The sequence below is a fragment of the Sphingobium sp. L-44 genome (assembly GCF_056859495.1).
In genome coordinates this window covers 1-6,467 of sequence record NZ_JBSXOQ010000008.1, presented here as the reverse complement: position 1 = coordinate 6,467, position 6,467 = coordinate 1, and the positions used below count along the sequence as shown (strand labels likewise).

Annotated in this window: 5 protein-coding genes and 3 pseudogenes; 5 read left to right on the top strand and 3 right to left on the bottom strand. The window is 59.9% G+C overall.

Annotated features, from left to right (window positions below; all coding sequences use genetic code 11):
• Nucleotides 1-141, top strand: a pseudogene (locus AC13EK_RS00210) (IS5 family transposase); the annotation flags it as partial.
• A 150-nt stretch (nt 142-291) separates the two neighbouring features.
• Here the strand turns inward: AC13EK_RS00210 and AC13EK_RS00205 are convergent.
• On the bottom strand, nt 292-1,059 hold the full coding sequence (locus AC13EK_RS00205; protein ID WP_122129126.1) for an ABC transporter ATP-binding protein: 768 nt from the start codon (nt 1,057-1,059) through the stop codon (nt 292-294).
• Nucleotides 1,059-2,156, bottom strand: a complete 1,098-nt coding sequence (locus AC13EK_RS00200; RefSeq protein WP_483021945.1) for an MlaE family ABC transporter permease — start codon at nt 2,154-2,156, stop codon at nt 1,059-1,061. Before AC13EK_RS00200 ends, AC13EK_RS00205 begins: the two co-directional genes overlap by 1 nt.
• A 172-nt stretch (nt 2,157-2,328) precedes the next feature.
• Between AC13EK_RS00200 and AC13EK_RS00195 the strand changes: the two genes are divergently transcribed.
• The 4 genes and pseudogenes from AC13EK_RS00195 to AC13EK_RS00180 form a co-directional block, all read left to right on the top strand.
• Complete coding sequence (locus tag AC13EK_RS00195; RefSeq protein WP_010339518.1) at nt 2,329-3,276, top strand: MlaD family protein; 948 nt, start codon at nt 2,329-2,331, stop codon at nt 3,274-3,276.
• 123 nt (nt 3,277-3,399) lie between these two features.
• Nucleotides 3,400-4,080 (top strand): TetR/AcrR family transcriptional regulator, encoded by a 681-nt coding sequence (locus AC13EK_RS00190; RefSeq protein WP_010339517.1) that lies wholly within the window; start codon nt 3,400-3,402, stop codon nt 4,078-4,080.
• Nucleotides 4,080-5,678: an ABC1 kinase family protein gene (locus AC13EK_RS00185; RefSeq protein WP_010339516.1), complete on the top strand. Its 1,599-nt coding sequence runs from the start codon at nt 4,080-4,082 to the stop codon at nt 5,676-5,678. Before AC13EK_RS00190 ends, AC13EK_RS00185 begins: the two co-directional genes overlap by 1 nt.
• A gap of 259 nt (nt 5,679-5,937) precedes the next feature.
• A pseudogene (locus AC13EK_RS00180) lies at nt 5,938-6,294 on the top strand (sigma-70 family RNA polymerase sigma factor); the annotation flags it as partial.
• A gap of 89 nt (nt 6,295-6,383) precedes the next feature.
• Here the strand turns inward: AC13EK_RS00180 and AC13EK_RS00175 are convergent.
• Nucleotides 6,384-6,467: pseudogene (locus AC13EK_RS00175) on the bottom strand (IS6 family transposase); the annotation flags it as partial.

The window sequence follows — 6,467 nt, the reverse complement described above, 5'->3', positions numbered from 1 at the left end:
AATCTTGTCGAACGCCTCTTCAACAAACTCAAGAACTGGCGGCGTATCGCAACTCGATACGACAAAACCAAAGAGTCCTACCTCGGCTTCGTCAATCTCGTCTCAGCCCTGCAATGGATACCCTTTGTCCACGAAACCTAGGCCGCGCACAGGTCCGTCAAAAACAACTCGATAATGGTCGAAGCCTTTACCGAATTGGTCGTTACCTAGCCAGAGAATGAAGCCAATCGCTGCCACCAGCAGACCAACTGTCAGACTACCCACCAGAGCGTAATTGGCATGCCTCTCCATTTAGTCGCCACCTGAGTTGAATCGCCGTGCTCTTCGGCTTTGAAAATAAGAGCGTGTCCATTCGTCTTCAGAATCACGCAGTTTCTCGACTGCGTCAGACGCGACGATCCTTTTGTCCGCCAGAACCGCTACTCGATCAGAAATTTGAAACAGGCTGTCCAGATCGTGGGTGACCATGACGACAGTCAATTCCAAGGCATCACGCAGCGATACGATCAAGTCGTCAAATTCTGCAGCCGCGAGGGGATCGAGGCCGGCCGTTGGTTCATCTAAAAAAAGAAGCTTGGGATCGAGCGCTAGTGCACGTGCAACGCCAGCACGTTTTCTCATGCCGCCGGAAAGTTCTGCCGGGCGCTTATAGGCTGCATCATTAGCAAGCCCGACCAGAGAGATTTTCATCTGGGCCAATCGACTTAGAAATTCGCCTCGAATCTCAGTATGTTCAAGAAACGGCGCTTCGACATTCTCCTGAAGCGTTAGGGATGAAAATAGCGCACCGTTTTGAAACATCACGCCCATATTTGATGCGAGCCATTGTCGATCAGGACTATCAAAGATGTCCTGACCGTCTACTACTACCGATCCAGAAACTGGTCGCTGTAATCCCAACATCGTATTGAGCAACACGGATTTTCCGCCGCCCGAAGCGCCAACTATTCCAAGAATCTCCCCGCGATAGACGTCGAGGTCCAAATCTTCATGGATTACCGTTCTACCGAACGCTGTTTTAAGGTTGCGTACTTCGATCACCCTTTCCCGCTCGGCCATCACAGGTCCAGTTTCATGAAAACGAGGGCGAAAGCTGCATCGAGGAGGATGATGGCGAACAATGCCTGAACGACTGCGGTCGTGACGTTTCTACCCAACACCTCGACGTCGCCACGGACGGCCATTCCCTGGCGGCAGCCAGTCAGTGCAATGATGATGGCCATTACAGGTGTCTTGATCAGACCAAGCCAGAAATGCTGGAGGTCCACCGTCTGCCGAAGACGCTCTACGAAAAACACTGGTGAAATATCTAAAGAAGCCCAGCTCACAAGCAGGCCACCAAGAATGCCGGCAATCATCGCTGCGACTGATAAAAGCGGGAGAGTAATGATCATCGCCAGCACGCGTGGGGTTACAAGCGCCTCCATGAGATCGACACCCATGACCACCATTGCATCTGTTTCTTGGTTCATTCGCATAGCTCCGATTTGGGCAGCGAATGTAGACGTCGATCTGCCAGCCAGAAGAATTGCCGGTATTAGCACCCCAAACTCGCGCAACACCGATACCCCAACGAGCTGAACGGTGAAAACCGATGCCCCCAAGTTCTGCAGCAGGTTCGTGCCGACCAAAGCCACCACTGCCCCGATGAAGAATGTCATCGTCATGATGATTGGGAGCGCCTCGAGACTTCCCTGCTGCATCACGCTTACTAGCGCTCGCACGCGTAACCTGCGAGGGTTGATAACCGCTCTTCCAACGCCCACCTCAGAGCGGCCCAGGAACAAGATGTTACCATATAGTTCGCTCAGCCCTGCAACCACTTTGCGGCCTAAGCGTGTGAAAAAACCATAAGACTTTTTGGGTTTTTTGGTCGCATGTTCCTGGATCGCGGGGGCAACGATGTCTAGGACACGCCGAAGTCGATCTGGTACATCGTTTCCTAGATCGCTGGCACCAAGCGCCTGAATAAGCGCGAACGCGCCTGCACTGTCGACCCGCCCTAATTGGCTCCAGTCGATCTGCCCGTCTGAAGCCAGCAAACGGCCATCGGCCGTTGCTCCCGCCGATTGGACCGTTGAGGCCAACCAATCGCCCGAAATTTTCGTTATGTTGTTTTCGGAATGAATGACGGGTTCAGAGAACGGCAAAATCACACCCAAAACCGTTTATGGTACGATACGGTATACTTATCGTGAGGGGATGTGCAATAGGGCAGGCTCACCGTGCTGTTCGCACACCGAGAATCGGCGTCCTCCAGGCACTGGCTGATGTGCGGGAACGGTACGGCCTAAAACTTACCTGCCGTCTTAATGGGATATCATCTCGATGGAGACACGGTCGAACAGCTTTCTGGTTCTCGCAGTGACGGGCTTGCTGCTGGGCACCTTGGTCTTTACGCTGTGGCTGTTGGAGCCTCGCAACGGGAACCGCAGGCCCTATATGATCCGCTTCTCAGGAAGCGTCGCCGGCATTGAAAAGGGATCACCGGTGACATTTTCGGGCGTGCCGGCTGGGCATGTTACATCTGTCGAATTCGACAGCCAAGACCCGTCCGTGGTTCTGGTAGCTGTCAATTTGGAACCAGAAATCCCTATCGTTACCGGCGTCAAGGCTACGATTGTCCGATCAGCATTAGGCGGAACGGCGAACATCAGTCTCGATGGCGCAACACATGATGCGCTCCCGATCGTTGCCGCAAAAGACGGGGAGTTCCCGATCATTCCTGCCAAGGAGGGCGGGCTTCTTGGTGGTGGGGGAGACCCGATAGCACTTGTGGAGAAGATCAGCCGCACCGTGGACTCCGTTTCACTCAACCTTGGTGCCGCTCAGCAGCAGCGCGCGAGCGAGCGTCTTGCGGCGCTCGCGCACAACTCCGCGGGGTGGGCAGACAAGGTTGGAACGGCGTCGGAGGGACTCATGGGTGCGCGAGGGCGTATGGTTACCTTGGGAGAGGGTTTGCAACGGTCAGGCAATCGCGCCGAAAGTCTGAGGGTCACCTTGAAAGATCGCGGTCCATCCGCTCTTGCTAAGGCGAACCGCAAATTAGGGATCGCTCGTGACTCAGCTGAAGGATTCGCTGCCCGCGCCGAGGCTCTGAGGCCCGAGATCGAGCGGGCGACCGCCCAGCAGGACCGCCTGGTCGAGACAATAGGTTCAGTAAGGGGCAAGGTAAGCGCCGTCAGGGAGACGGCCGTTCGTATCGATCAGGAGGGGCTGGGTCTAGGCTCTCCGTCCCTCCCCACATACAAGCCTGACGCAGAGCCTGGGAAATAATCTGCTTGCAACGTTTTCAAGCCGTCGGCGGAGTCCGAGCCGGCGGCCACGGAGCCTACGGCCCTTGCGGCATTGCTCGTCAAAGTGCTCGGATCGCGCTATCCTCGGTCCAGGAGAAAGAGATTGAGCGATGATGAGAAGAAAAAGGCGCGGCGCCCCCGAAAGATGGGCAGACCGACCACCGAGGACGCGCTCCGCCTGACCTCGCACATCCTCAAGAGCGCTCGCCAACTGTTCTTCGAACACGGGTTCGATGGCGCCAGTGCCGACATGATCGCCGAACAGGCGCGCATCTCCAAACGAACACTGTACGCGCGCTTCGGCAGCAAGGCGCGCGTGTTCGAGGCGGTGATCCTCGACGAGATCGATACGCAGCTGCGCGCGCTCGAACCCTCCGGCAGCGACGAACCCGACATCGGATCGCGCCTTCGCGAAATTGCCGATCGCCTGCTCGAGTGGCTCCTGACGCCCCGGATCGCCTCCATGGAACGTGTCGTCATCGCGCAAGCCGTGCGCTTTCCCGCGCTTGCGGCGAACATCCACGATTTCGGTTACCAGCGGGCCGTCCAGTGGGTGGCATCGATCCTCGCCCACGCCAATGCCAAGGGAGAGCTGTCGCTGGCCGACCCCGTGTTCGCTGCCGAGCAGTTCGTCACACTCGTCGTGGTCGCCCCCATGCGCCGTGCAGCGCTGGGGTTGTCTCCGCCAGCGTATGACGAGGCGGCGCGCGATCGTATCTCGCGCGGTATCGACCTGTTCCTTGATGGCTACCGCCCGCGAGACGGGGATGGTTGCAGCAAGTGATGCCCGCCACGGACGACGAGCCTCAGATCGGTGAGCGTGCGCGCCTCGCAGAGCTTATCCAGATCATGGGGCGCCACGGCCTGAACGGGCTCGCCTCTCGCCTGGGCCTGCTGCCCGGTCGTTCCGAGCAGCCGGTGGACGTCAGTACGCCCGAGCGGGTCGTCGCGCTGCTGCGGGACCTTGGACCCGTTGCGGTCAAGCTGGGGCAGGTGCTGGCGACCCGTGAAGACCTGCTCGGGCCGGAATGGGTGCGCGCGCTGTCGACGCTGCAGGACCGGGTGACCCCGTTGCCGTTCGAGGCGCTGGAGCCGACGATCCTGGCTGCGCTTGGCTCCCCGATCGCGGACGTGTTCGCGAGCTTCGACCGCGAGCCGATCGCCGCGGCCTCGATCGCGCAGGTTCATGCAGCCACCCTGAGCGACGGAACCGAGGTCGTGGTAAAGGTACGCCGACCGGGGATCGCGGAACGCGTCGATGCCGACCTGAGGCTGCTCCGCCGCATTGCGCGGCTCGCCGCGAGACACTCACCGGAGATCCGCCGCCTCAGGCCCGACGAGCTGCTCCGGTTCTTCGCGGAGAGCCTGTCGCAGGAAATGGACCTCAGTGCCGAAGCGGCAGCCTGCGAGAGCATTGGCGCGTTCCTGCAGCCGCTCGGCGTTCGCACGCCCGCCTTCTACTGGGATCAGGTCGGCCGCCGGATCAATGTGCAGCAGCGGCTCGACGGCATGCCCGTCCGCGCTATCCTTGATGGAGCGGGAGACTGCGGTGCGGATATCGCCGGCATATATGCAGATGCAGTCCTGCGAATGATAATCTTCAACGGCCGGTTCCATGCGGACCCCCATCCCGGCAATGTCTTTGTCCTCGCCGATGCGTCGCTGGCGTTCATCGACTTCGGGGCGGTCGGCGTGCTCAGCCCCGCCCGACGAAACGAGGTTGTTACGCTCGTCCTTGCGATCGCCGGCGAGGACTCGCGATCGGTGACGGACGTGCTTCTGCAATGGTCGGGCGAAACAGACGTCGATCGCCAGGCGCTGACCCGCGAACTCGACGCGCTGATCGGCCAGTTTCGCGGGGCGGTACTCCAGCAGATCGAGCTCGCCGACGTCTTCGGTCGCGTCTTCGCGCTGCTGCGCACCTACCGCCTGGCGCTACCACCCGATCTGGCCCTGCTGCTGCGGACCCTGTTGATCGCCGAAGGGTTCGTACGACGGCTCGATCCCGGCTTCGACATCGCGGCGCGCGCCGCACCGATCGCGCGCGAACTGCTGCGGGAGCGGATCGGCCCGGCCGGCATCAAGCGGGGCGGACGCCGGCTGGCGACTAGCCTTGGCCGGCTGGCCGCCGCCTCGCCCGAGCTGGTGGCTTTCGCCGAGCGGGTAGCGCGGTCGGGCGCGCTGCCGATTGAATTACAGGGAGGCGCGGTTTCCCCAAATCCGACGTCGCCCTGGCGCGCCGATCCCAACATCCTATCAGCCGGGCTGCTCGTCGCCGGCGCGATCCTTCAGCGCGACCATGATGTTGTCGGCGCAATGATGATGGCATCTGCGGTGCTGCCAGCAGCCTGGGCTTGGTTCGCAAGCAGGCAGAGGCGCTGACCTGCTATTGCAGACCTTTCCACGTAGTCGGTTTCCACCCTCCCTCTATCGCGCGCTTGTTTCGCCAATCGGGCGTCATCGCTGAGGGAGTGGAACAATCCAGGACAGGTGGCGTTTTTCCAAAAAGTAAACCGGTCGGTGTATATATTGCCGCCTAAATTCATCGAACAGGGGCCTATGCTTGTCCGAACTATTGGGAAACCGATCGCATGTACCGACTGAGGAGTGGTCGGAATTTGGCGCCGCATTGAGCGACCTGATGCCTAGGCTGGCGAGCTATGCGCGATCGCTGGCCAGGAATTCCGATACTGCACAGGACCTTGTTCAGGAAACCTTGCTGAAGGCCTGGCGCCACCGCGCGTCGTTTGAGCCCGGTACGAATTTGAAGGCTTGGACCTTCCGTATCCTCCGCAACTCCTTTCTGTCGCAGGTTCGCCGTCGAGGTGCGGGATATGCGAGCGAAACCGCCGAACTCATCGATATTCCTGTGGCGTCAAACCAGGAGTCGGTCGTGACGTTGAGCGATGTTCGTCGCCTGTGGTCCCGCCTGACGCCCGAGCAGCAGCGGTGCATCCAGCTCATCGGGATCCAGGGTTTGAGCTATGAAGAGACAGCCACGATCGAACAGGTTCCTGTCGGGACAATCAAGAGGGCTCTGTTGCAAAGATTGGCGGCAGTCAGAGGTAGGCTGTCGCTCTGCGCCGATCAGGCGGCTGCTGCGAAATGGTGGTTGAGCATGCCCATGGCCTCCGTCAGCGCCGAGGGCCCAATGCCAAAAGCTCTCTCCAC